The organism is Microbacterium sp. CH12i, from assembly GCF_000685355.1.
Taxonomy (GTDB): Bacteria; Actinomycetota; Actinomycetes; order Actinomycetales; family Microbacteriaceae; genus Microbacterium.
Window position 1 is genome coordinate 449,003 of sequence record NZ_JHET01000007.1, and the last position, 24,170, is coordinate 473,172.

The 24,170-nt window shown below is 63.5% G+C and carries 17 protein-coding genes and 5 pseudogenes; 6 read left to right on the forward strand and 16 right to left on the reverse strand.

The genetic code is table 11. The features are described from left to right. Together efeO and efeU are read right to left on the reverse strand one after the other, a co-directional pair. On the reverse strand, positions 1-1,233 hold the full coding sequence (gene efeO, locus DC31_RS10645) for an iron uptake system protein EfeO (RefSeq protein WP_036279699.1): 1,233 nt from the start codon (positions 1,231-1,233) through the stop codon (positions 1-3). Further along, positions 1,230-2,174 (reverse strand): iron uptake transporter permease EfeU, encoded by a 945-nt coding sequence (efeU, locus tag DC31_RS10650; RefSeq protein WP_036279702.1) that lies wholly within the window; start codon positions 2,172-2,174, stop codon positions 1,230-1,232. Before efeU ends, efeO begins: the two co-directional genes overlap by 4 nt. Before the next feature lie 167 nt (positions 2,175-2,341). Between efeU and DC31_RS10655 the strand changes: the two genes are divergently transcribed. Next, positions 2,342-3,346 carry an isopenicillin N synthase family dioxygenase gene (locus DC31_RS10655; protein ID WP_036279704.1) on the forward strand — a complete coding sequence of 335 codons (1,005 nt, stop codon included), beginning with the start codon at positions 2,342-2,344 and terminating at the stop codon, positions 3,344-3,346. A gap of 41 nt (positions 3,347-3,387) precedes the next feature. Further along, positions 3,388-3,914 (forward strand): annotated as a pseudogene (locus DC31_RS10660) (DUF488 domain-containing protein). Positions 3,915-4,062: 148 nt separating this feature from the next. Here DC31_RS10660 and rpsO read toward each other — a convergent pair. Continuing rightward, on the reverse strand, positions 4,063-4,332 hold the full coding sequence (rpsO, locus tag DC31_RS10665; RefSeq protein WP_036279706.1) for a 30S ribosomal protein S15: 270 nt from the start codon (positions 4,330-4,332) through the stop codon (positions 4,063-4,065). A 219-nt stretch (positions 4,333-4,551) separates the two neighbouring features. Between rpsO and DC31_RS10670 the strand changes: the two are divergent. Next, positions 4,552-5,777 (forward strand): annotated as a pseudogene (locus DC31_RS10670) (MFS transporter). Between the two features lie 27 nt (positions 5,778-5,804). Here the strand turns inward: DC31_RS10670 and DC31_RS10675 are convergent. From DC31_RS10675 to DC31_RS10685, 3 genes and pseudogenes are all read right to left on the reverse strand, one after another. Beyond that, positions 5,805-6,358 (reverse strand): annotated as a pseudogene (locus tag DC31_RS10675) (YceI family protein). Between the two features lie 146 nt (positions 6,359-6,504). Next, on the reverse strand, positions 6,505-6,873 hold the full coding sequence (locus DC31_RS10680) for an FKBP-type peptidyl-prolyl cis-trans isomerase (RefSeq protein ID WP_036279923.1): 369 nt from the start codon (positions 6,871-6,873) through the stop codon (positions 6,505-6,507). 211 nt (positions 6,874-7,084) lie between these two features. Further along, a complete protein-coding gene (locus DC31_RS10685; RefSeq protein WP_081813802.1) occupies positions 7,085-8,422 on the reverse strand; it encodes a PrsW family intramembrane metalloprotease in 1,338 nt (445 codons plus the stop codon). A 60-nt stretch (positions 8,423-8,482) separates the two neighbouring features. Here DC31_RS10685 and DC31_RS10690 point away from each other — a divergent pair, with 60 nt between their 5' ends. Beyond that, the gene (locus DC31_RS10690; RefSeq protein ID WP_036279709.1) at positions 8,483-9,352 is read left to right on the forward strand and encodes a fumarylacetoacetate hydrolase family protein; all 870 of its coding nucleotides are present in this window, start codon (positions 8,483-8,485) and stop codon (positions 9,350-9,352) included. On the opposite strand, the gene DC31_RS10695 is transcribed toward DC31_RS10690, so the two are convergent. The 3 genes from DC31_RS10695 to DC31_RS10705 all read right to left on the reverse strand — a co-directional run bounded on the left by DC31_RS10695 (position 9,349) and on the right by DC31_RS10705 (position 12,456). Next, a complete protein-coding gene (locus tag DC31_RS10695) occupies positions 9,349-10,809 on the reverse strand; it encodes an aspartate ammonia-lyase (RefSeq protein ID WP_036279712.1) in 1,461 nt (486 codons plus the stop codon). The two genes, DC31_RS10690 and DC31_RS10695, sit on opposite strands and share 4 nt — an antisense overlap. 64 nt (positions 10,810-10,873) lie before the next feature. Then, the gene (locus tag DC31_RS10700) at positions 10,874-11,209 is read right to left on the reverse strand and encodes a hypothetical protein (protein ID WP_036279714.1); all 336 of its coding nucleotides are present in this window, start codon (positions 11,207-11,209) and stop codon (positions 10,874-10,876) included. Beyond that, entirely contained in the window at positions 11,206-12,456 is a 1,251-nt protein-coding gene (locus tag DC31_RS10705) for an inorganic phosphate transporter (RefSeq protein ID WP_051606780.1), read from the reverse strand. The genes DC31_RS10700 and DC31_RS10705 overlap by 4 nt, the downstream gene beginning before the upstream one ends. A gap of 156 nt (positions 12,457-12,612) precedes the next feature. On the opposite strand from DC31_RS10705, the gene DC31_RS10710 reads away from it, so the two are divergent. Beyond that, positions 12,613-14,709 carry a S9 family peptidase gene (locus DC31_RS10710; RefSeq protein WP_036279716.1) on the forward strand — a complete coding sequence of 699 codons (2,097 nt, stop codon included), beginning with the start codon at positions 12,613-12,615 and terminating at the stop codon, positions 14,707-14,709. Positions 14,710-14,836: 127 nt separating this feature from the next. Here the strand turns inward: DC31_RS10710 and DC31_RS10715 are convergent, their stop codons facing one another. The 6 genes and pseudogenes from DC31_RS10715 to truB form a co-directional block, all read right to left on the reverse strand. Further along, on the reverse strand, positions 14,837-15,865 hold the full coding sequence (locus DC31_RS10715; RefSeq protein ID WP_036279719.1) for a 6-phosphofructokinase: 1,029 nt from the start codon (positions 15,863-15,865) through the stop codon (positions 14,837-14,839). 217 nt (positions 15,866-16,082) lie between these two features. Then, positions 16,083-18,217, reverse strand: a pseudogene (locus DC31_RS10720) (DEAD/DEAH box helicase). A 219-nt stretch (positions 18,218-18,436) separates the two neighbouring features. After that, the gene (locus DC31_RS10725; RefSeq protein ID WP_036279721.1) at positions 18,437-19,393 is read right to left on the reverse strand and encodes a bifunctional riboflavin kinase/FAD synthetase; all 957 of its coding nucleotides are present in this window, start codon (positions 19,391-19,393) and stop codon (positions 18,437-18,439) included. After that, complete coding sequence (locus tag DC31_RS10730) at positions 19,390-19,782, reverse strand: hypothetical protein (RefSeq protein WP_200872907.1); 393 nt, start codon at positions 19,780-19,782, stop codon at positions 19,390-19,392. The genes DC31_RS10725 and DC31_RS10730 overlap by 4 nt, the downstream gene beginning before the upstream one ends. A gap of 73 nt (positions 19,783-19,855) precedes the next feature. Continuing rightward, positions 19,856-20,224, reverse strand: a complete 369-nt coding sequence (locus DC31_RS10735; protein WP_036279727.1) for a hypothetical protein — start codon at positions 20,222-20,224, stop codon at positions 19,856-19,858. Next, positions 20,221-21,114, reverse strand: a complete 894-nt coding sequence (truB, locus tag DC31_RS10740; protein ID WP_036279730.1) for a tRNA pseudouridine(55) synthase TruB — start codon at positions 21,112-21,114, stop codon at positions 20,221-20,223. The genes DC31_RS10735 and truB overlap by 4 nt, the downstream gene beginning before the upstream one ends. A 33-nt stretch (positions 21,115-21,147) precedes the next feature. Here truB and DC31_RS10745 point away from each other — a divergent pair. After that, positions 21,148-22,046: pseudogene (locus tag DC31_RS10745) on the forward strand (A/G-specific adenine glycosylase). Position 22,047: 1 nt separating this feature from the next. On the opposite strand, the gene DC31_RS10750 reads toward DC31_RS10745, so the two are convergent. After that, positions 22,048-23,970, reverse strand: coding sequence for a LuxR C-terminal-related transcriptional regulator (locus tag DC31_RS10750; protein WP_160173223.1), 1,923 nt, complete (start codon positions 23,968-23,970; stop codon positions 22,048-22,050). Between the last annotated feature and the right edge of the window lie 200 nt (positions 23,971-24,170).

Consider the following 24,170-nt stretch of genomic DNA (forward strand, 5'->3'; position numbering starts at 1 on the left):
TCAGGACAGAATCGTTCCGGTCAACTGCGAAAGCGGCTCGGCCAAGGCGTTGAGCAGGTCGGTCAGCTCGCGCTTGTCTGCGTCAGTGAGCTGGGGGTATGCAATAAACCCGGTCTCGAACGACCCTTGGACTGCAAGCGACTCGTTGAGCGCCGCGTAGCCATCTTCGATCTTCTTCACCAACGCTGCTCCGTCGTCGCCCTGCGCCGCAGCGAGGTCCCGAACGAGCGAGAACGCCATCTCTGACCCTTCGACGTTGGCCGCGAAGTCCCAGAGATCTGTACCAGACCACCAGTCCTCTTCGCCGGTGATTTTACCGGTGGCTACCTCGTCGAGCAGGGCGATGGCACCGTTGGAGATGCCACTGATGCCCTGTGCGTCCAGCGCCGCGGTGAAATCCTCAGAGTGCACGTAGTCGAAGAGCTCCTGCACATCAGCGATCAGCACGTCGCCGAATTCACCGCGCTCCTCGGTGGTCGACGGCGTCCAGTCCTGCCACGCCGGAGTCTCGCCGTCGGCGTTCAGCGCATCTGCGGCAGGCACCCAGAGATCTTTTTCGATGCGATGGAACCCTGTCCAATCAAGGCCTTCGGCTACGGCATCCACCTCGCGGTAGTCGATGCGCGGATCAAGGTCTCCGAGCGATTCAGCGACAGGCTCGATGCGCTCGTAGTAGGACCGCACCTGCGGGAAGAGTGCCCGAGCAGTCTCGTCATCGCCTGATTCGTAGGCCGCGACGAAGTCATCGACTGCCGGGACAAGCTGACCGACCTGATCCTTGACGAACGCCGCGTAAAGGTCGACGGCCTGTTGCTTCTGTTCGGCATCCGGCCCATTGATCGCAACAGCCTCGCCGGTGACAGTGAAGCTGGCCTTTCCGACCCCGGCGCCGAGCATGCCCGGCTTGCAGAGGGTGAAGTATTCACCGGGCTGGACGACAACGGTGAGCGTGCGGGATGCCGATGGCGCGATGTTCTCGGCCTCGCCGACGATGCGAAGCCCATCATCTGCGAGCAGATAGAACTCGCTGACCTGGGCGGACTTATTGCTGACATCGAAGGTCAGCGTCCCGCTGGTAGCGGTGGCTTCGGAGACCGCGCACTCTCCATCGGTCGACGTCACGGTCAATGCTGATGCATCGCCCGCATCGCTTTTCGCGACGCAGCCGGCGAGAACGAGAGTCGCTGCACCTGTTGCCGCAAGGGCAGCCAACAGACGTCTGGGCATGGTCATGATGCTCCTTGTGTGGCCGCAGGCTCTGGGTACCGAGCGGTGTTTGTGGACGGCGTGGTGGAGCGCGCTCGCTTCGGCCGAAGGCCGCGGAGGAAGAACGTTCCGACGATGACGATGTAGAGGATCCAGACCGAGACCTGAAGCCAGGTCATCTGCGGCATGAAGCCGATAGTCGCCTGCAGAATCACGGCGAGAGGGCTGCCAGGCGCGATCAGCGCGCTGAGGTCAAAAGCCCAACCGAACGGGAACGCCGCCCAGCCAACGGCGACCGCGCCGGTTACCGGATCGAGAGGCGCTGCCGCCGTGAATGGACCGGGAAGCGCACCGGCCTCCTGTAGATCCATGATCGCGTAGGCGAGGACTCCCGCAGCGACGATGACAAGGAAGCCACCAGTGAAGGCGAAGAAGCGACGCAGGTCAAGGCGTACCGCACCCCGCGCAATCAATGCCCCAACCACGGCGGCACAAAGGAGCCCGAGAAGCGCACCGAACAGGGCGACTGGTGCTTCTCCGAACGACTGAACCATCGACCAAAGCAGCAGAGTCGTCTCGATGCCTTCGCGTGCAACGGAGACGAATCCGATCGCGACAAGCGCCCACAAGCTGCCGTGCGCGAGCGCTCGGTCAATGCCGCCTTCGAGCGTGGCCTTCATCGTGCGCGCGGCCTTCTGCATCCAGAAGATCATCCAGGTGACCATCGCGACGGCGATCAGCGAGAGCCCGCCGCCGATGAGTTCTTGCGCTTCGAAGGTCAGCGCATACGCGCCAAACGTGAGGATGGCACCGATGCCGAGCGACAGTGCGATTGCGAGGGCGATGCCCGCCCACATCCGGGGAAGGACGTCGCGGCGACCAATACGAGAGAGGTACGCGACAAGTATTCCGACGACCAGCGCAGCCTCGAGACCTTCACGAAGGCCGATCAGAAAAGTGGCGAGCACGGGCAGTTTCTCCGGGAGTTTAGGTAAGGCACCCCTTACTCGGAAAACTTTAGCATCCAGGACAGGCTGCGCCCAACACTCACGATGAGACACGCCTTGAGGTGGTCTTCGCGTAAATCTTCGACACACTCGGGCCGGGCCATGGAAACTCGCCGTACGCTCAGGGCATGGCTGATCTCAACCTCCCCATTCTCTCTCTGTCCGAGCTCGACAATGGAACAGAGGCCGCCGCGCGCTTCCGTGATGCACTGGCCGCTGCCGCCCACGACGTCGGATTCTTCTACCTGACCGGCACCGGCATCGCGCCCGAACTCTTCCGCAAGCTTCAGCAGGCCGCTCGCGATTTCTTCGATCTGCCCGAGGACCAGAAGCTCGCCATCGAGAACGTGCACAGCCCGCAATTCCGGGGCTACACCCGCATCGGCGGCGAACTCACGCAAGGCAAGGTCGACTGGCGTGAGCAGATCGACATCGGTCCAGAGCGAGAGCCCGTCGCCGACGGGCCGGCATTCAACCGCCTGACCGGACCCAATCTTTGGCCCGCAGCCCAGCCAGAACTCCGCGAGGTCGCCGAGTCATGGCGTGAGCATCTCACGGGCATCTCCCGCCGGCTCCTGCGCAGCTGGGCGGAAGCGCTCGGCGCCGAGCGAACACACTTTGACGCCGACTTCGGCGACCCGGCGAGCCTGATGAAGATCGTGCGGTACCCCGGCACGGACGCCCCGGAACCGCAACAGGGCGTCGGTGCGCACAAAGATTCTGGCGTGCTCACCCTGCTCTGGGTGGAGCCAGGCAAAGGCGGCCTCCAGGTCGAGCGCGACGGCGCGTGGGTGGACGCCCCGCCGGTCGACGACGCCTTCATCGTAAACATCGGCGAGATGCTCGAATACGCCACCGGTGGTTACCTCAAGGCCACCAACCACCGAGTGATCTCGCCTAAGGCACCGGCGGACCGCATCTCGGTGCCGTTCTTCTTCAGCCCGGCCCTCGACGCGACGCTGCCGCTGATTGAACTGCCTGCCGAGCTTGCCGCCGAAGCACGCGGGATAACCGAGGACCCGTCGAACCCGATCCACAGCCTTTACGGCGAGAACGCGCTCAAGTCTCGCCTGCGCGCGCACCCCGACGTGGCAGCCATTCACCACGCCGACCTGGTGGCAGCGACCGCCTAAGCCGCGGCATCCGCTCACTCCCCGATCGGAAAGGATGCCCAATGCCTCTGCCGTTCTTCACCGTCGGGCACTCCGACCGCTCCATCGAGGAGTTCGCCGAAGTCTTGCAGTCCGCTGAGATCGGTCATGTCATTGATGTGCGTCGCCTACCGGGGTCGCGGAGGCACCCGCAGTTCAACGAGGACTCGCTGCCCGAGACACTCGAGGCCACCGGCATCCGATTCGATCGCATCGCAGAGCTGGGCGGACGCGGCCGGTGTCGAAAGAGGTTCCGTTCGAGGTGAACGCGTTCTGGCAGAACCGCAGCTTCCACAACTATGCAGACCACGCGCTCTCGGACGAATTCCGCTTGGGGTCTCAGCAACTACTCGGGCACGGGCGAGAGTCACGCACCGCAGTCATGTGCTCAGAGGCGGTCTGGTGGCGCTGTCACCGGCGAATCATTGCCGATCACCTCATCGCCAATGGCGAGCAGGTGTTTCATCTGATGAGCGCCGGTCGCCAGCATCCGGCCGAGCTCACCGTGGGCGCCGTGGTCGACGACGGCAGGGTTACCTACCCCGCCTGAGCGTGAAACATCGTTTCCGGCATGAGAAACGTCGCTGCACGCGATGTCTCATGCGGGAACACGTTTCTCGCGGGCGCCGCAACAAAAACGAGGCCGCCCCACACCTGGGACGGCCTTCGGAAGAAGTGCGATTGAACGCTGGGTCGCTTTAGCGGCGCAGTCCAAGCTTCTCGATCAACGTACGGTAACGTGCGATCTCGGTGTCCTGGAGGTAGCCGAGCAGACGACGGCGCTGACCCACCATAAGGAACAGGCCACGACGCGAGTGGTGGTCGTGCTTGTGCTCCTTGAGGTGTTCGGTGAGGTCTTTGATGCGCTGCGTCAGCATTGCGACCTGCACCTCGGGGGATCCGGTGTCACCGGGGTGCGTCGCGTACTCTTCCATGATCGCCTTCTTGGCGTCAGACTCGAGTGGCATAGATGGGATCCCCTTTCAGTTCGTTGCGCGGCGCCCAACACCTGTTGCGTGGGCTCTCTTTATCCGCGGCCGATCAAACGGCAACTTCAAGAGTCTATCAGCCCTGCGACTGGCCCTACGACCGCGCACAGGCCCAGTCACAGAAGCAGATAGCCTCATGGAGTGAACGGCTCCCTCATCGACCTCCGGCCTTTCCGCGCCAGCGGAGCGTTCACCAGAATGTGGATCGGCTCCACCCTCGCTGGCCTGGGCGGTCAGCTCACGCTCGTCACCGTGATGCTTCACGTGTTCGAGTTGACCGAAAGCACCTTCGCCGTGTCGATGGTCGCGGTAGCTGGCCTCATCCCGATGATTCTCGCGGGCCTCTACGGCGGGATGCTGGCCGATGCGTTCGACCGTCGCCTGGTGGCCCTCATCGCCGCTGTCATAACGTTCGCGTCCACGCTGCTGCTCGCCGCAGTGACCTGGGCTCAGATCGAGACGATCTGGTGGCTTTACGCGCTCAGCATTGTCAATGCCGCTGCGAACTCGGTCGGAATGGCGACCCGCAGCGCGATCATCCCCCGTCTACTCCCCCGCGACCTGCTCGCGTCGCGTCGGCGCTCAACGGCATCACGATCGGCATGATGGTGATGGTCGGTCCCGCGCTCGCGGGAATTCTCGTCGCCACGACCGGTTACGGCTGGACGTATTCGATCGACGTGGTCCTGATGCTCGCGATGTTCCTCGGACTCTGGACGCTTCCGCCGTTGCGCCCCGAAGGGACGATCGTGCGTCCTGGGCTGGAATCGCTCGTCGACGGATGGCGGTTTCTCAAGCGCGCCGGGAACATCCGCACGCAGTACATCCTCGACATCATCGCGATGACGTTCGGAAATCCCATCGCGCTGTACCCGGCGCTCGGGACGGTGCTGCTCGGTGGCGGCGCGATCACAACGGGTACGCTCACCGCAGCTGTCGCCGCTGGTACGTTCCTTTCGAGCCTGTTCTCTGGACGCGTCGTCCGCTACCGCTGGCATGGGCTGGGCATTCAGCGTGCGATCCAGGTCTACGGCGCATCGATCCTGGCCTTCGGCGCGGTTCTGCTTCTGGGCGTCTGGATGCCGCCGGTCAGCGAGAACACGGTGAACCTCGGGCTTATCATCGCCGCGTGCGTCGCCCTTGCGGTCTCCGGAGCATCTGACAACATCAGCTCGATCTATCGCAGCACGATGATGCAGGCATCCGTGCCCGACAGCATCCGAGGCAGGCTGCAGGGCATCTTCATCATCGTCGTCACCGGCGGCCCACGCCTCGGTGCACTCTACGTCGGGGCGCTCTCGACGTTGACTGCACTGTGGTTCCCGCCGCTGATCGGTGGGTTCATTGTGATCGCTCTGGTGGCGTTCGCAGTCCGTCTCACCCCGCGATTCCGCTCTTATGACGCAGAGAACCCCACGCCCTGACGGACGTGGGGTTCTCGAAAACGTAGCTCAGTCCTGCTGCAGAGCGCCCTGCAGGTCAAGGTTGATCGTGATGTCCTTGCCGACGAGGACGCCGCCGGTCTCGAGAGCGGTGTTCCAGGTGAGGCCGAAGTCCTCACGGTTGATCGTCGTCGTCGCCGATGCACCCGCCTTGTAGTTGCCATACGGGTCCTGGCCGAAGCCGCCGAACTCGAACTCGAAGCTGACCGGCTTGGTGGTGCCGCGGATCGTCAGGTCGCCATCGATGAAGAAGTCACCTGACTCGACGCGAGCACCCGTGGAGACGAACTCCATCGTCGGGAAGGTCTCGGCGTCAAAGAAGTCTGCCGAGCGGAGGTGCCCGTCGCGGCCATCGTCCTTCGTGTCGAGCGAAGCGACGTCGACGCTCGCCGTGACCCGTGCATCGAGCGGGTTCTCCGGAGCAACGAGGGTCGCACTCTTCATTCCGAACGTGCCGCGTACCTTCGAGATCATCATGTGGCGGACGCTGAAGGTCACCTCGCTGTGCGAGGGGTCAAGGACCAGGTGCCTGCGCGGTAGCCGGGAATGTCGATCGTGGTCATTGTTTTCTCCTAAAAGTTTGTGGGCATCTCGTGGCGTTCACGTAGCTTCAACTCGCATGCGTCTGCATGTATTCCGAGATTCTCGGAAAAAAGTTGAAGGCCCCCGCTCCGGCATCCGGAACGAGGGCCTGAAACCGAGATGGATATCAGCCGACAGCGACCAGATCGATGATGAAGATCAGGCTCTTACCGGAAAGGAAGTGGCCAGCACCGGCCGGACCGTAGGCCAGGTGCGGCGGGATGACCAGCTCACGACGACCGCCGACCTTCATGCCGGGGATGCCGTCCTGCCACCCCTGGATGAGGCCACGCAGCGGGAACTGGATCGTCTCGCCACGCCCCCAAGAGGAGTCGAACTCTTCGCCGGTGTCGTGCTCGACGCCGGCGTAGTGCACGGTAACGGTGTCGCCGGGCTTGGCTTCAGCACCGTCACCTTCGATGAGGTCTCGGATGACGAGCTCTTCGGGCGCGGGACCGGTAGGGGCGTCGAACTCGGGCTTTGTGCGATCAGTCATGACTCCATACAACCTGAGGTGCCGTGCCTGGTCAATGTGAACACACCAGCCGAGAGCGAACAGGGTCTTGACACCGACGACCGTCGGGTGCACGCTGGTTTCAGATCAACTCAGCGCCCGGGAGTCTCGCAGGCATCGCCGCAACACCGGGCGCTGAGTCTGTGTCGGGCTGAGTCTGTGTCGGGGAGGATCCTCCGACGTGCCAGATCCCTCAATACGCCAGCAGGGACGCCCTGGTCGCACGCGTGCGTGTAAGCAGGGCACGCTCGTCATCTGCCGCGAGCGGGTCGCGGCCGGTGATCGCGCGCTGGCGAACGGCGGCAAGAGCCGTGGCGTCCATGATGAAATCCTTCATCAGACCACGCCGGTCACCGCGGAGCGATGCAGCCCAGCCGAGCCCCACCTTGCGGCCAGCGGGAGTGGCAAGCATCGTGACTTCCTCTGGTGTGAACCAGCCTGCCGCGGCGTACTCCCCCAGACGCTCACGGGTAAGCCGCGCTTCTTCCTTACGGAGCGCCACAATCGCGAGGATGAACCCGATGAAAAGTGGAACCTGAAGCGTGAGATACAGCACGAAGAAGTCGGCAAAAATTGCCGATCCATTCCAGAGCGCGTGCAGAACAATCGCGCCGAGCAGACCCAAGACTCCGGCCCCCATCACTGCGCCCGTAGAGGCAGAGCGACGCGCCGCAAGGCCCATTGCAAAGCCAGTGGTAGCGGTGAACATCGCATGCGCGAACGGCGAGAGGAGACCGCGCATCACGAACGTCGCTGTCAGTCCGCCGCCGCCGCTCTCGATAAGACTGATCGCGAAGTACTGGATGTTCTCCGTAAACGCGAACCCACCACCGATCAGAGCGCCGTACACGATGCCATCGATCGGACCGTCGAATGCTCGCTTACCGATCACGAAGACAATCAGGATGCCGAGACCCTTCGCCAGTTCCTCGACGATCGGAGCCTGAATCACCGAGGCGGCAACCTCATTGCGCTGACCGATCATCAGAGTGATCCCGATATCGACGAGCAGCGTGAGCCCCACCGCTGCGACGCCACCCCAGGCAATAGCAAAAGCGATCAGCAGCTTCGGCTCCGGTTCCCAGCGATCGATAATGCGGACGCCAAGAAACACGATCGCCAGCGGGATCAGCGCAAGGATCAGACCGAGCCCGGATGCTACGACGCCCAGCGCCCAAATGAAGTAGGCGATCAGCGCGAGCAGGACGAAACCGAGCACGCCGAATAGCCACACCGAGACGGTACGGCCCTTCTTTGCCGGGACAGGCAACGCCGGAAGCGCGGGTGCAGGGGCGGGCGCTGCAGGCGCCGGCGGGGAATAGCTCGTCGGCTGTGCAAGCGCTGACGCATATGCCGGCTGCTGGCTGAACTGCGGCGGCGTGTAACGAGACTGCGCGTACTGCTGCTGCGAGTACTGTGCGGGCTGCTGCGCGTACTGTGCGGGTTGCTGCGGAGGAGGCCCGGCCGGTGGTCCCGGCTGCGGAGCCGGTGGCGGCGTGTAGGGCGGCTGTGGCGGTCCTCCGAATGTCATAGTCAAAGCCTAGAGGAACGCCTTGACCTTGCTCCAATGCGCGACCGGTAGCGTAGAGACATGCGTTTCGCCCATCTCCGCCGGCCCGACTCCACCGAGGACCGACTTGCTCTTATCGATGGCTCCGACGCCATCCTGGTCGCTGATCTCCTCTCCCCTGCTCCCGCGAACCTGCAGGAACTGATCGAGGGCGGTGAGGCCGCCCTCGCAGCGCTCCGCACAGCGGCCGCAGCAGGAACTAGCCCCCGGCATCCGCTCGCCGACTTTGGCTTCGCGTCTGCCGTGCTGAACCCACCGGTGATCTTGGCCATCGGTCTGAACTACGCCGCGCACTCCAGCGAGCTGGGGCTGAAGACCGACACTGCGCCCACGGTCTTCACACTCTGGCCGAACTCACTCACCGCACATGAGGCGACCACAGGCTGGCCGCGAGTGCTGAGCGAGTCCGTCGACTACGAGGCCGAGCTCGGTGTGCTGATCGGAAAGCCGGCGAAAAACGTCGACGCAGAAGACGCTCTCGACCATGTCTGGGGCTACACGGTTGTCAACGACATCACCGCTCGCGACATTCAGTTCGCTGAGGCACAGTGGTCCAGGTGCAAGTCGTTCGACGGGTTCACCCCCACCGGCCCATTCGTCGTGACGGCGGATGAGATCCCCGACCCGCAGGATCTGCACATTTGGACCGTCGTCGACGGCCACACCGTGCAGGATGCGACGACTGGGCAGATGGTGAGGTCGGTATCGACCCTCATCGCCCATCTGTCCCAGTCGATCACACTGCAGCCGGGAACCCTGATCTCCACCGGCAGCCCCGGCGGGGCTGGCTACTCCCGCGACCCGCAGATCTTCCTGCGTGACCGGTCAACCGTTACCGTCGGAATTGACGGCATCGGTGAGCTGACCACGCACTGCCGCATCTACGACTAGATCTCGATCAGGCCTTCCGGCGGGATCACGCGGATCGCTGCCGTAGCGGCTTGCAGACCCGAAAGTCGCGCCGGAGAAAGCTGCTTGGTGACCTCTTCACGCGACATGAGCTCTGCCTCGACAACAAGGTCAGCGACGTTGCGGTTCGTGAGCAACGCGGTTTTCGCGAGCGCGGCAGATGCCGCGTAGCCAATGAACGGCGTAAGTGCCGTGATGACGCCGACGGAGGCGCCGACCATCGCACCGAGGCGGTCGGTGTTGGCAGTGATGCCGTCGACGCAGTTGACGCGCAGAGTCCACATCGCCTGACGCATCCACGTGATCGACTGGAAGATCGAGTGCGCGATGACAGGTTCAAAGGCGTTGAGCTGCAGCTGACCGCCCTCGACCGCCATCGTGACGGTCATGTCCGCACCGACGACTGCGAAAGCAACCTGGTTGACGACCTCGGGGATCACCGGGTTTACCTTGCCCGGCATGATGCTGGAGCCCGCCTGCTTGGCAGGCAGATTGATCTCACCGAGTCCGGCCTGGGGGCCGGAGGAGAGCAGTCGCAGATCATTGCAGATCTTTGAAAGCTTGACCGCATTGCGCTTCAGCGAAGACGAGAACGACATGAAGGAGCCGGTATCGCTGGTCGACTCAACCAGGTCAGTAGCCGTCTCCAAGTCGAGGGCCGTGATCTCTCGCAGGTGGCGGAGAACCGACTGCGCGTAATCTACGTGCGTGGTGATGCCGGTGCCAATCGCGGTCGCACCCATGTTGATCTCGAACATCAGTGAGGCGTTCTCGGTGAGGCGACTGTGGTCCTCGCCGAGGGTGGTGGCAAAGCCGTGGAACTCTTGTCCGAGGGTCATCGGCACCGCGTCCTGCAGCTGAGTGCGGCCAACCTTCAGAATATCGTGGAACTCGACGGCCTTGCCGAGGAAGGACCGGCGCAACAGATCGAGTTCGTCCAGCAACGACTGCAGTGTCAGCGAGAGACCGATTTTCACCGCGGTCGGGTAGACGTCGTTCGTCGACTGGCTGCGGTTGGTGTGATCGATCGGCGACAGGAAGTCGTAGTCGCCCTTCTCGCGTCCCGCCATCTCCAACGCAATATTGGTGATGACTTCGTTGGCGTTCATGTTTGTCGAGGTGCCGGCGCCGCCCTGAATCACGCCGACCGTGAACTGGTCGTGGAACTCACCGTCGATGATACGTTGCGCCGCACGGTCGATGAGGTCAGCGCGTTCGTGGTCGAGAACTCCGATCTCGCGGTTCGCGCGTGCACTCGCCTGCTTCACCATCGCAAGCGCCCGCACCAGGTCGGGGTACACCGAAATCGGTCGTTTCGTAATCGGGAAGTTTGCGTCGGCGCGGGCAGTATGGATGCCCCAGTACACGTCGGCCGGAATCTCCATGCTCCCTAGGGAGTCGGTCTCGAGGCGAGTGCGGGCGGGCGCGGCAGAAGCCATGTCACATCCTTGTGGGTCGTGGCGAATAGAAGCGGGGGATGCCAACAGTCTACGCCGTACGACGTCAATGCCCGATGACGATGAGGGCGATTCCGGCGATGACAGCGAGCGCGCAGAGGGCGAAGCATCCGTACGCACCGAACAACGCGAGACGCTTTTGAGCATCCGTCAACGGGCTCTTCCTCCCGGCCTTGGCCGCACGCTTCGCCGCACGCTTGGCTTCCTTCTCGGAGATGACGGTGATCGCATCCGTGAACTCAGCCGGAGTAACGACAGGTGCGTGACCGGAGCGAACGAGCAATCTCAACCCGATCGCGTAGAACGTCACGATCGCGGTGGCGCCGATCAGCGCCGCGATGAACACCTGCAGGAAGGCGAGCCAGTTGATCATGACGCTCATTCTGATTCCCCCTTCTTCCGACGCGCTTTGGCTTGCGCCCGCGCCAGCTCGAATCGCCGCTGCCGGCGAGTAGGCGGTGGGGTGTCCGGGAGCTCAACGGCGTGTCCGGACTCGGCAACATCGCTCATCGCGTTATCCGCCGTGACGGCGTTACGGCGCGAGCGCCGGAACAGGACGATGATGATGATGACGGCAATCACGGCGTCAAGAGCGACACCCCAGTTGCCCAGCCAGACGACAAGCAGCGCAGCCAGTCCTCCAACTGCGCCGGCAGCCGGAAGCGTCAGCAGCCAACCGATAGCGATTCGGCCAGCGGTTCGCCAGCGCACGGTGGAGCCTCGCCGACCGAGCCCCGAGCCGATAACCGAACCCGAGGCGACCTGGGTGGTCGACAGCGCAAAACCGAGTGCGCTGGAGGCGAGAATCGTCGCCGCTGTCGAGCTCTCTGCGGCGAACCCTTGCGCAGGCTTCACATCGGTCAGTCCCTTGCCGAGTGTGCGAATGATGCGCCAGCCACCGAGGTACGTGCCGAGCGCGATCGTGACTGCGCAGGCGACAATCACCCAGAGCTGGGGTTCATGATGCACGCCGGACTGCCAGCCGATGGTGATCAGCGCCAGTGTGATGACACCCATCGTCTTCTGCGCATCGTTCGTACCGTGCGCGAGCGCGACGAGTGAGGAGGTGAAGATCTGGCCCCAGCGGAAGCCGTCCCGACCATCCGGCTTGCCGTCATAGCGTCGAGTGATCGAGTACGCGATCTTCGTGGCGACGTAGGCGATGATTCCAGCTGTCACCGGCGCGATCAGGGCAGGCAGTATGACCTTCGACAGCACCATCCCGAAATCAATGCCACCAAGACCAGCGCCGACGAGCGTCGCACCGATCAGACCGCCAAAGAGTGCGTGTGAAGAGCTGGAAGGCAACCCCAAAAGCCACGTGAGCATGTTCCAGGTGATCGCGCCGATGAGCCCCGCAAAGATCAAAGCCAGGAACAGTTCGGCTCCGGAATCTCGGATGGCGTCCTCGCGAATGATCCCGCCGGAGACGGTCTTCGACACCTCGGTGGACAGGAATGCACCAACGAGATTGAGTCCGGCTGCCAGTAAAACCGCAGTTTTAGGCTTGAGCGCACCAGTCGCGATGGGGGTGGCCATCGCATTCGCGGTGTCGTGAAAACCGTTGGTGAAGTCGAAGAAGAGCGCCAGGAGAATGACCAGAACGACGATGAGGGCTGCGGTTTCCACCATTCACTTTCGGTTAGCGTGAAGGAAGCGAGATGCTGACGTGATCAGCGTGACGAACGAAAAGTTCACCGTGGGTTTGTCTTCCGTTAACCGGCCCCGCTAAATCCTCGCACCCTCCTCAGGATCGGTCAACTCGACCTGAGCTAGCGTGGAGCGGTGACCAATGCACCTATCGCCGCCCGTCGTTCCCATGTCCGCACCCATCACGGTGACAGTTTCGACGACCCGTACGAGTGGCTGCGAGAGAAAGACTCCCCCGAAGTACTGGCGCATCTCGAAGCCGAGAACGCACACACTGATGCCGAAACCGCACATCTAGAGGGTTTCCGCGAGACTTTGTTCCAGGAGATCAAGGGCCGCGTGCAGGAGACAGACCTCTCGGTACCAACCCGTCGTGGCGACTGGTGGTACTACAGCCGCAGCGAAGAGGGTTCGCAGTACGGCATCCATTGTCGCGCCGCGGCAGAGCCTGGCGACTGGACTCCCCCGACGCTTGAACCCGGGGTTGCTGTGCCCGGCGAGGAGATTCTCCTAGACGGCAATGTTGAGGCCGAGGGCCACGAATTCTTCTCTCTGGGATCCTTCGATACGTCGGATGACGCGACGAAGATGCTGTGGGCGCCCGACTACGAGGGCGACGAGCTGTACACCGTGCGCGTGCGCGACCTGGTCACGGGTGAGATCTTGCCTGATGAAATCCCCAAGACCGGTGGCGGGTTCTTTACGCCTGATGGCAACGGGATCATCTACACGACCCGCGATGACGCGTGGCGACCGGACACACTGTGGCTACACCGGCTCGGAACGCCGGTCACCGACGACGTGAAGCTGTTCCACGAACCGGACGAGCGTTTCTGGCTCGGCGCGGGAATCACCCGCAGCCGCCGCTACCTGGTGATCGGCGTCGGCTCGAGCGTCACCAGTGAGGAATACCTCGTTGACCTTCAGGGCGAGATCACCGCGGAGCCGCGCCTCGTCTGGGCGCGCAACGAGGGTGTCGAGTATTCGCTGGAGCACGCCGTCATCGATGGCGAGGATCGTCTTCTGATTCTGCACAACCAGGATGCTCTCGATTTCGAGCTCGTATCGGTCTCAGCCGATGATCCTCAGGGCGACCGCCGCGTCGTCATGGCCCACGAGGCGGGGCGCCGCATCCTTGGCGTCGATTGCTTCCGCGACTACGCGGTTGTCGGCTATCGCAGCGAGGGCCTCGAGCGCATCGGGCTACTCGATTACGCCAGCGACAGCGTTGATGAGCTTGCGTTTGACGAGCCGCTGTTCTCGGCGTGGCCTTCGGGAAATCCTGAGTGGCACTCGCCGTTCCTGCGACTGGGCTACACCTCGTTCGTCACTCCCAGCACGGTCTACGACCTGGACCTCGCCACCCGTGAGCTGCTGCTGCGCAAGCGACAGCCGGTACTCGGTGGCTACGATGCCGCGGAGTACGGCCAAGAGCGGGCCTGGGCGACAGCGTCTGACGGCACGCAGGTTCCGATCTCACTCGTCTGGAAGCGCTCGTTCGGCGAGCCGGGCGCAGAGGTTCGACCGGTGCACCTCTACGGCTACGGATCGTACGAGCACTCGATCGACCCCGGTTTCTCGGTTGCACGACTGAGCGAGCTTGATCGCGGCGTGATCTTCGCGGTCGCACACGTGCGCGGCGGCGGCGAGATGGGCCGCAACTGGTACGAAGAGGGCAAGCTGTTGAACAAGCGCAACACCTTCACGGACTTCGTCTCGTGCGCCGAGCACCTGATCAGCAGCGGCATCACCTCGGCGGATCGAATGGTCGCTGAAGGCGGCAGCGCGGGCGGCTTGCTCATGGGCGCCGTGGCGAACCTTGCGCCTACGAAGTTCGCTGGCATCCTGGCATCCGTTCCGTTCGTCGATGCGCTGACGTCGATTCTTGACCCTTCGCTGCCGCTCACGGTGATCGAGTGGGATGAGTGGGGCGACCCGCTGCACAACGCCGATGTATACGAGTACATGAAGACGTACACGCCGTATGAAAACGTGCAGGATGGCGTTGCCTACCCCCGCATTCTCGCGATGACCTCGCTGAACGACACCCGCGTGCTGTACGTGGAGCCAGCGAAATGGGTTGCGCGCCTCCGGGAGGCCGGAGCATCCGATGTTCTCCTGAAATGCGAGATGGCGGCCGGACACGGGGGCGTCAGCGGCCGCTACAACGCGTGGAAAGAGCGCGCGTTCGAACTCGCATGGATGCTGGATACCCTGGGCCTCGCGGGCTGAGCTCTGTAGCCTTCGAGCATCTTCCTTTGGCGTGTCCGAGTTGTTGTGGGTTTGCCAGCCGCTCACCCGCAATAACTCGGACACGGGTGGGGCGGGGGCGGACGGGCATGGCTGAGCCCGCCCACACTCAGCCGAAGAGCGCAGCGGCCTCGTCGTAGCGGTAGCGCGGGACGGTATTGAGCTCGCCGAGTGCCTCTTCGAACGGAACCCGAACAATATCGGTGCCCTTCATCGCGACCATCTTGCCCCAGGCACCTTCGACGATGGCATCCGCCGCGTGCAGCCCGAGGCGCGTCGCGAGCACACGGTCGAAACCGGACGGCGATCCGCCGCGCTGAATGTGACCGAGGATCGTCGCACGCGTCTCAATGCCGGTAATGCGTTCGATCTCGGGGGCAAGCTGATCCCCGATGCCACCGAGGCGAGGGCGGTTGAAGGCATCCATGCCTTTGTCGCTGAACGCTTCGTCCATGCCCTTGAGCGTGAAACCTTCGGATACCACGACCAGTGGCGCGCGGCCACGGTCGTGGGCGTTGCTGACGAGCGCCGTGATCTCATCGATCGACATCGGCACCTCAGGGATACAGATGACGTGCGCGCCAGCGGCCATGCCGGCGTGCAGTGCAATCCAGCCGACGTGGCGACCCATGACCTCGGCGACCATGCAACGCTGGTGCGAGTCCCCGGTGGTGCGTAGGCGATCCATCGCGTCGGTAGCGATGTTCACTGCGGTATCGAAGCCGAACGAATAGTCGGTCGCGCGAAGGTCATTGTCAATAGTCTTCGGCACACCCAGAACGTTGAGTCCGTCCTTGGAGAGACGGTCGGCAGCGGCGAGCGTACCTTCGCCACCGATCGCGACGATGCCGTCAATCTTGTGCCCGTAGAGGGTCTTGGCGATGTTCTCCGCACCGCCGCGCTGACCTTCGTAAGGGTTTGTGCGGCTCGTCCCGAGGATCGTGCCGCCGACCTTAGACAGACCCTTGACCTCGTGCCGAGTGAGCGGCATGAAGTCGCCTTCGACAACACCCCGCCAACCGTCGCGGATGCCGACGAATTCGAGGTCGTATGTGGTCGTGCCCTTGAGCACGATGCCGCGGATGACAGCGTTGAGTCCGGGGCAGTCGCCGCCGCTGGTGAGAATACCGATCTTCATGCTGATGCCTTCAGAGGTGTCGGGAAGAGGGACGGGCGACGCTGCCTGTTCTCGACCCTAGTGGTCATCCGAGGCGGAAGCCATTCCGCGCCCGCGAAAACCACTGATCTTGCGCGCTGGAATTCACCGATTCGCGCTTCTTCTCAAGGCTGCTCCCAATAGACACAAAACCGCCCGAAAGAATGACAGTTCTTGCGGGCGGTTGTAGAGCCGGTGATCAGGCGCTCAGCGCCTCCCGCAGCAGGTGCATCAACGCTGCGACCTGAACGGATTCAGTGGCCGTCTCTTCGACAGCTTCACCATCAAGGGCCCGAGCTGCGAGTCCCTGCTTCTGGTCGATGAGTTCAGCGATTTTCGTATCGATCGTGTGGGCTGCGATGATTCGCCACGCGGTGACCGGTTCGTCCTGCCCAATGCGGTGCACGCGGTCGATCGCCTGCGTCTGTTCGGCAGCGGTCCAGCTGAGCTCCGACAGTACGACGTTCGACGCCGCCTGCAGGTTCAAGCCGACGCCAGCCGCGGTGAGTGAACACACGGCAATGCCGACGCTCTCGTCACCGTTGAAGTCGTCGATGGCCTGCTGACGTGCGGGTGTCGTCTGGTCACCACGGATCGACACATAACGGATGCCGGACGCCGCGAAGTGCGCTTCGGCCTGGTCCATGACGTCGATGTGCTTAGCGAAGAAGACGACCTTGCCGACCGAGCGCTGCAGCTGCGCGGCGTAATCCGCGGCAAGCCCTGCCTTGGCCTGGCCGATCTTGCGCACCATGGTGAAGACGTTGTCTCCGCCTGTGCCTGCTGCCTTCGACTCTTCGAGTTCGTTGTGTGCCACGAGACGGACGATGTCCTCATCGATTTCGCCTGGTTCGAGTCCGCGATCGCCGCGGGCGGTGAGGATACGGCGATACTTTGCCGCCAGCCGCTCCCCCAGCTCGCGTTCCGCCTGGCGGATGCCGCGCCCGAACTCGTCGTCCAACTGAACCGGCAGATCTGCGATGAGCTTGTCCGGCAGGTCTGCGGCGACGTCCTTCTTCTTACGCCGGACGATCCCCATCGAGATCACCGCGTCACGCGCCTCGGCGTAGAACGCCTTGTCCGCCGGCGTGAATCCAGTCGCGTCGAGCTTCTCCATCAACTCAGCCCCCGCTTGTCGCCGGTGGTCCAGCCGAGGAACCGCCAAATCGCGTCGAAGTCCTCGACGTCGTTAATCAGCGGTGTACCGGTGAGAGCCATCATCAGCGGGTTGCTGTTGTGCTCACGGATGCGCGATGCCAGCGCGAGCACGTTCTGCGAACGCTGCGATGAAAGGTTCTTGATGAAGTGCGCCTCATCGACAACCATGCCCTTGAGCCCGATGGATCCGAGCCATGAAAGGTGTCGGTCAAGAATCTCGTAGTTGACGATGAAGATATCCGCGAAGGCGTCAATATCGGTGCCATCACCCTGGATGACAGTGGCACGTCGCTGCGGCGTCCACCGTTCCACCTCGCGTGCCCAGTTCATCTTGACGACGTTCGGGACGACGACCAACAGTGGATAGGAACCCGCGATCGACGCCGCAAGCACAGACTGCGCGGTCTTGCCGAGGCCGGGCTCATCTGCCAACAGGAAGCTGCGGTGTCCCGTGCGCACCGCCTCAAGGAAGCGCGACTGGTGGACCATAACCTCAAGGCCCTTAGGCGAGAGGTGGTCGTACTCGGGGACGGGTGGCAACTCCATAGTCGCCACTGATCCGCCCGCACCTGATTCGAACGCCTTGTAGAGCGGACCCATGAGCTCCCAGCCATCCAGCCGGCGACGAGGAGTCGTCGTCAGTCGCGGCGTGAGATCGGGGGCAAGGAACGGATTCGCGAGCTGTCGAGATTCAACAGTGGGCGGCGTCACCTGACGCTCAGCCAGAGCCGCCGGAACGACGGGTGCCCGCACCGGTGCCACATCGGTGATGATGAGCTCTTCAGGGGCAAGCTCTGCACCGGACTCGAGCAACCAGTCACGGCGCATGCGTTTAGCGACCGGGCTGGTGGCCTGGTCTGCCTCCAGCAGCTGGATGAGCGAGGTGTCACGCGCTGCTGTCTTCGCGAGAATCGTCGCCACGCCGTCGAGCCGTTTGAGCAGCTCAGCGCGCGTGGAGTCGTTGAACACGGCATCCGTCTTTACCCTGGCGCGCTCTTCGCGCACCAGGAAGGCGATCACCTGAAACTTGACCCGGTTCGTGGGTCCGAGCTTGCCGCGCTGCGCCTTCGCCTCGATTTCGCGCACCTTGCGGGCGAGGATCGGGATCAGCGGAGCCTCATCGTCTCGACGGGACGTCCTCTTGCGCCGCGTGGCGGCGGTTGCCGTAGTCGGCATGCTCCTCCTGAGCGTGAAATACCGAATCGCCGTCAGAGGCGGTTCGTGTCGTGCGAATCGTTCGCGTGTGGCGCCAGCCAGGACCTTGCGAACAGTGCTTCGCCCTCATCGTGGCACCGGTGTGGCGCGCGCCGAAAGAGACTCGCGTCCAGCTTACGACACTCCGACCATTTTCCGCTCCTGCCCGTGAAAACAAGAATCGACCGGGCCGACGTCGAGCTATGCCCGAACCTCACCAGTGAGCAGCGCCCGGGCCGCGACGACGTCAGCGGACATCTGCGCCATCAGGGAGTCGATGCCCTCGAACGCCACCATTCCGCGGAGGCGTTCGGTGAACTCGACCGTGACGTCATGGCCGTACAGATCGAGGGAGTCTTCATCGAGCACGTGCGCTTCAACCTGTCGCACGAGCACGTCATCGAAGGTGGGGTTCGTACCGACCGAGATGGCGGCCGGATGCCGCATGCCCGTGTCGTGGTCGACAAGCCAACCTGCATACACACCGTCGGCGGGAACGAGCGCATCGACGATCTCCGACAGGTTCGCTGTCGGGAAACCGAGTTCACGTCCCCGCTTGAGACCGTGCACTACTTCACCGCGAACCTCAACAGGACGCTCGAGCACCTCAGCGGCGGTTTTCACGTTCCCTTCCGCGAGTAGTTCGCGGATCCAGCTGGACGAGACCCGACGCCCCTCGTCTTCCAGGAACACATCTTCCACGACATCCACGGTGAAGTCGTGCTTAGGGCCGAGTTCACGCAGAAGCGCTGGTGTGCCTGCCCCCCTGTGACCGAACCGGAAGTCACTCCCCACCAGCACTGTCGACACGCGCAGCGCGTTTACCAGGATGTTGGTGACGAAGTCCTCTGCGGAAAGCGACGCGAGCGCATGATCGAAAGTCAGCATCAGTGTTGCGTCGAGGCCGAGTTCACCCAGCAGCTCGAGTTTGCGCTCAACCGTAATGACATTCTCTGGGCAGAGATCCGGGCGCAGCAGCGCGAGCGGGTTGCGGTCGAACGTGACGGCGACAGTTCGAGCGTGGGATGCCACGGCATCCGTCTTGAGCTGATCGATGACCGCACGGTGACCGGCATGCACGCCATCAAACTTGCCGATAGCGACAGCCGAACGACCGAAGTCCGCTGGCACTTCTCTGGGGTCGCGAAAGACGATCATGAAGCCACCGCTTCGGGACGATGCGTGCGCAGCCACCAGATACCGAAGGTCGGCAGCACCAGCGGGATGAACAGGTACCCGCGTCCGAACACCGACCAGACCGAGTCATGCTGGAAGAGCTCGGGCACGAGAAGGCTCAGGGTACCGACGACGATGACGCCGGTGAGTTCGAAGATGATCGCAACCCAGGCGACGGCATACCAGCCGCGCCGACCGGCAAGAACAAGGCCCAGCGTGGCAACGATGTACACCACGGCCGCAACGGCCGACAGCGAATACGCGAGCGGCGCCTCATCGAATCGCCGAACGATCTGCACGAAGCTGCGACCGGTCGCAGCGAGTGCCATCACGGCGTAGAGGATGACGAGGACTCGACCGATGCCGGTCATCCGAGTGCGGGGTTCGGTGATGCTCATAGCATCATCCATTCTAAGCGCGCGAGCGTCGACGGATCGCCGCCGCCTAGGCGACCTGAAGCGTCCAGATTGCGTGCATCCGCCAGACCATGATCGCAACAGCGAAAGCGACGACTCCGAGGATGACGGTGCTCCAACGCGTGCGGTCAAGCAATGCCCAGACCACGCCGCCGATGGGCAGCAGCACCGCGGAGACGAGGTAAACCCAGTACTCCAACAGGTCGCCCGTCGGCGCGTTTCCGTTCAGCGGAGCGATGATCGCGATGACCACCTGCGCGACCAGAAGAACCTCGATGAGCGCGAGCGCACAGACGGAGAAGTCACTCGGACGACGGCCTGCTAGTCCAGCGATCACGCAGAACAGCCCTGCGGCGACGGCGAGCAGAATCAACGTGATCGTGAACCACGTAATCATCGTGCCTCCTGAGGCATATTCATCGCACTCTTCAGATCAGTGCCGCGCTTCTCGACGACTCCGATCAGTTCGCCGTCGGGATCGATCGCGGCACCAAGAGCACCATCGAGTCTGGAGGCGCTGCCAGCGAGTCGTTTGCCATGACGCAGGTCGCGAGCCTCGTCGGCAGACACCTCGAGCGGCTGAAGAATCTGCGCCGCTGCCGCCGCCGGCGTCAGCGTTGTGGCATCAACGAGATCTTCGAGTCCGACGGCATCCGCAACGTCGAACGGGCCGATCCTGGTGCGACGCAGTGCGGTGAGGTGCCCGCCGACACCGAGAGCCGAGCCGAGGTCTCGTGCGAGTGCACGGATGTATGTGCCGGAGGTGCAGTCGACCACGACATCCAGATCGCGGAAACCTTCGCTCTGGCGCTCGTCCAGAACGTCGAAGCGCGAGACCGTCACGGCCCTCGCCTTCAGCTCTACGTGCTCGCCAGCGCGTACGCGGTCGTACGCACGACGACCGTCGACTTTGATGGCGGATACCGCACTTGGAACCTGCGAGATGTCGCCAGTAAGCGCGGCAATACCGTCAGCGATCTGCGCGCCTGTGACAGCTCGCACGGTCGCGGCGTCGGCAGTGCTCGTGACCTCGCCCTCGGCGTCATCGGTACCTGTCGTCTGGCCGAGGCGGATGGTGGCGAAGTAGGTCTTGTCGGCGCCGACCACGTACGTCAGCAACCGCGTCGCGCCCTCGATTCCGAGAACGAGCAGGCCGGTAGCCATCGGATCAAGCGTCCCCGCGTGACCGACCTTGCGGGTGCCGAACGCACGCCGCGTGCGTGCGACGACATCATGGCTAGTGAGCCCACCGGGCTTGTCAACGAGGAGGATGCCGGGCGCGACCATTCCCCCAGCCTACCGAGCGCATAGGCTGGCGAGATGCCCGCACCACCGACACCGCAGAGCACCCTCGCCCCGGTGCTGGCGGACTGGTATCGCTCAAGCGCCAGAGACCTGCCGTGGCGCCGGCCTGAGTTTCACGACCGGTTCGGTGCCTGGGGCACGTTGGTCAGCGAGTTCATGCTGCAGCAGACGCCCGTCACCCGCGTGATCCCCCACCTCGAAGCATGGCTGGAGCGCTGGCCGACACCGACGGCGATGTCCCAGGCGACACCTGCCGAAGTCGTGCAGCAATGGGCAAACCTTGGGTATCCACGACGCGCGCTGTGGCTGCACAGGGCCGCGATCGAAGTCCTGGCCCGCCACTGCGGCATGGTTCCGCGAGACATCGACGCGCTACTCGCGCTCTCGGGCATCGGCGATTACACCGCACGGGCCGTCGCGACGTTCGCGTTCGGTGACCGGCATCCTGTCGTCGACACGAACACGCGCCGGGTGCTGGCTCGTGCGCTCGACGCAGATCTCAGCCCGGCCCGGCCGCGCGTCGCGACCTGCAGGCGATGGACGGGCTGCTTCCCGAATCGGATGCTGAGTCCGCCGTCTTCAACGCGGCGATGATGGAACTCGGCGCGACGGTATGCACCTCACGGGCGCCGAAATGCGAAAGCTGTCCGATCATGACCGAGTGCGCGTGGGTTGCCTCCGGCCGCCCCGACACTGGCGACGAGCGACGCCGGCAGGCGCGCTACGAAGGATCGGATCGGCAGGCCCGCGGGGCCGTGCTCAAACTGCTTCGAGAATCGGATGCTGGTGCTCTTCCGCTCGACACGGTGCTGCACGACTGGGCAGATGTCGCGCAGCGCGACCGGGCGATCAACTCGCTCATGGCGGACGGGCTCGTCGAGGCGATCGATGGGATGCTGCGGCTGCCGCACTGAGTCACAGATGGCGGTTCGTGCGATGCGCCAACACCATCAACTCAGCCCTGCTGCGAACGCCGAGCTTGTTGAAGATATGGCCGGTGTGCGCCTCGATCGTGCGCACCGACAAGTCGAGAACGTCAGCGATCTGGCGATTGGGTTGACCTTCAACGACGCACATGGCCACTTCGAGCTCCCGCTCGGTAAGAACCGGCTCCCAGGCAGTCCTGCTGGCAGCAGGAGCATCGTGCTCGCCAAGTCGAGCCAACCGTGCCGTGATCGCATCACGCCAGGCGTGCGCGCCAGCGTCGTCGAAGAGTACCTGCGCAGACTGAAGGTGCCGACGTGCTGCGGAACCTATCCCCCTGATCACGCTCACGGATCCCAGCATCGCTTCGACACGGGCGCGCGCAAACGGCGATCTCAACCGGCGGGCAGCCGCGGCGATATCGGTGTACTCGCGTCGCCACGAACCTTCAGGAAGCAACCGAATTCGGCGGCGCAGCGTGCTGGCGTCAGAGAGCTCCGATGGCTCGATGTGCGAACTCTTATCGATCGGTCCGACCTCGTCGAGGCCAGCAATAGCGAGCGGCTGTTCGGGGGCACCACGGTCATGCCAGAGCGTCAGGTTTGTCACAGCCTGCTCGATGTTGCCCGTGAGATAGGCCTCAATCCCGTTGTCTACGAGCCTGTCGATTTTGATGCCGCCCGGCGCCGTTTCTGCGAGGGCGAGCGCAAGCGCACTTGGCGCCCCCAGCACGGCGATGTCGAGTCGATGCGCAAGCGTCGTGCCAAGACCATCGAATGGGATACCCACGGGCAGATCAATCGCTGCTGTCAGAAGCCGCTCTCTGGCGGTGACAAAGTCGCCCTTCCAAAAGTGCAACAACACTTCGGTCACGGCGAGATAGGCGTCGATCAATGGGGTTTGCTCAAGACCTGCGATCATCGGATCGCGCTCGCTGACCAGCGGCGTCTGCGCTCTGGCGAGGAGCTGCAAGCCGCGATCGATGTCATCGTCCAGCGCCGCTCGCAACGCACCGATCACTCCACCGGAGAGGGGGCCCGCGCCTATGAAGGCCGGAGCTTCATCGTCGCCGCTCAGAATCCCGCACAGTGCCACGGCCGGGTCCCGGAACGTGCCGTCTGCTTTCGCCCTGGGATCCGCTTCTCTCAGCTCACCGAGCCACGAGCGCATAGCCGAGCGGTCTCCGCGCTCTGCACACAAGTACGCCATGAGTCCTGAAGTACGTGCCCAGTCGCACCAGAGCACGGTGTCGTCACCAGCGCGTGGGCGATGCTCTGACGGGTCGAGCACCGGCACGACACCGTGAGTCCAAGTCTCCGCGAGCAACAGGCTCGAGAGCGCGTGGGCGCGAAGCGCATTCGTGCCTTTGAGGAAAATGCTCCCCAACCAGTCGGCAGCATCCTCCACACAACCGGTGCCGAGCAAGGCCGTACCAGCGACCAGCCGGGCCTCTTCCTCATCGCCGGTTGAGGCGTGCTCTGCCGCCTCGGCCGCCAAGGTGAATGCACGGTCCAGATGTCCGGTCGAGGTCAGGGAGCGAGCAGCAGCCACCAGCGGGCGTACGACTTCCGGCGTTCGCTCGGACGCCCCGCGCGCGCGATGCCAATTGGCCGACACTTCCTCGCCACGTGCCCATTGCACCTGCTGCAAGCGACCATGGGCGCGAGCAATCTCTGCGTCATCCGCATGGTCAAGAATCCATACCGACAAGCGGGGGTCGACGAACGAAAATCGTCCGTGCTCGATGTTCAGGTGCGCAGCCACTGCGCTCGTCGCAACGGTATCTGCCTTGATCTGAGCTGCGTCGAGGAGCGAATCGAGTTGCGCATCCGTGCAGAGGGCTGCGATCAGCAGCACAAGATGCTCGTCCTGGCGCAATGAAATCTGTTCAAAAGCGGCTGTGATGGATGGCACCAGCGGGAGTGTCCGAGGGAGAACCCGATGCCCGTGCCGCTGCGCCGGTGTCAGCATCGCGGCAACTTCATGCACGGTGAGCCGGTCGCCATTCAGTTGCCTGACGAGTTTCGCGACCACGTGCGGGGCGGTCTCGCACCCGACTTGTAGAAGTTCGGAAGTGATCTCCACAACGAGAGCATGCTCATCGTCGCTCGACC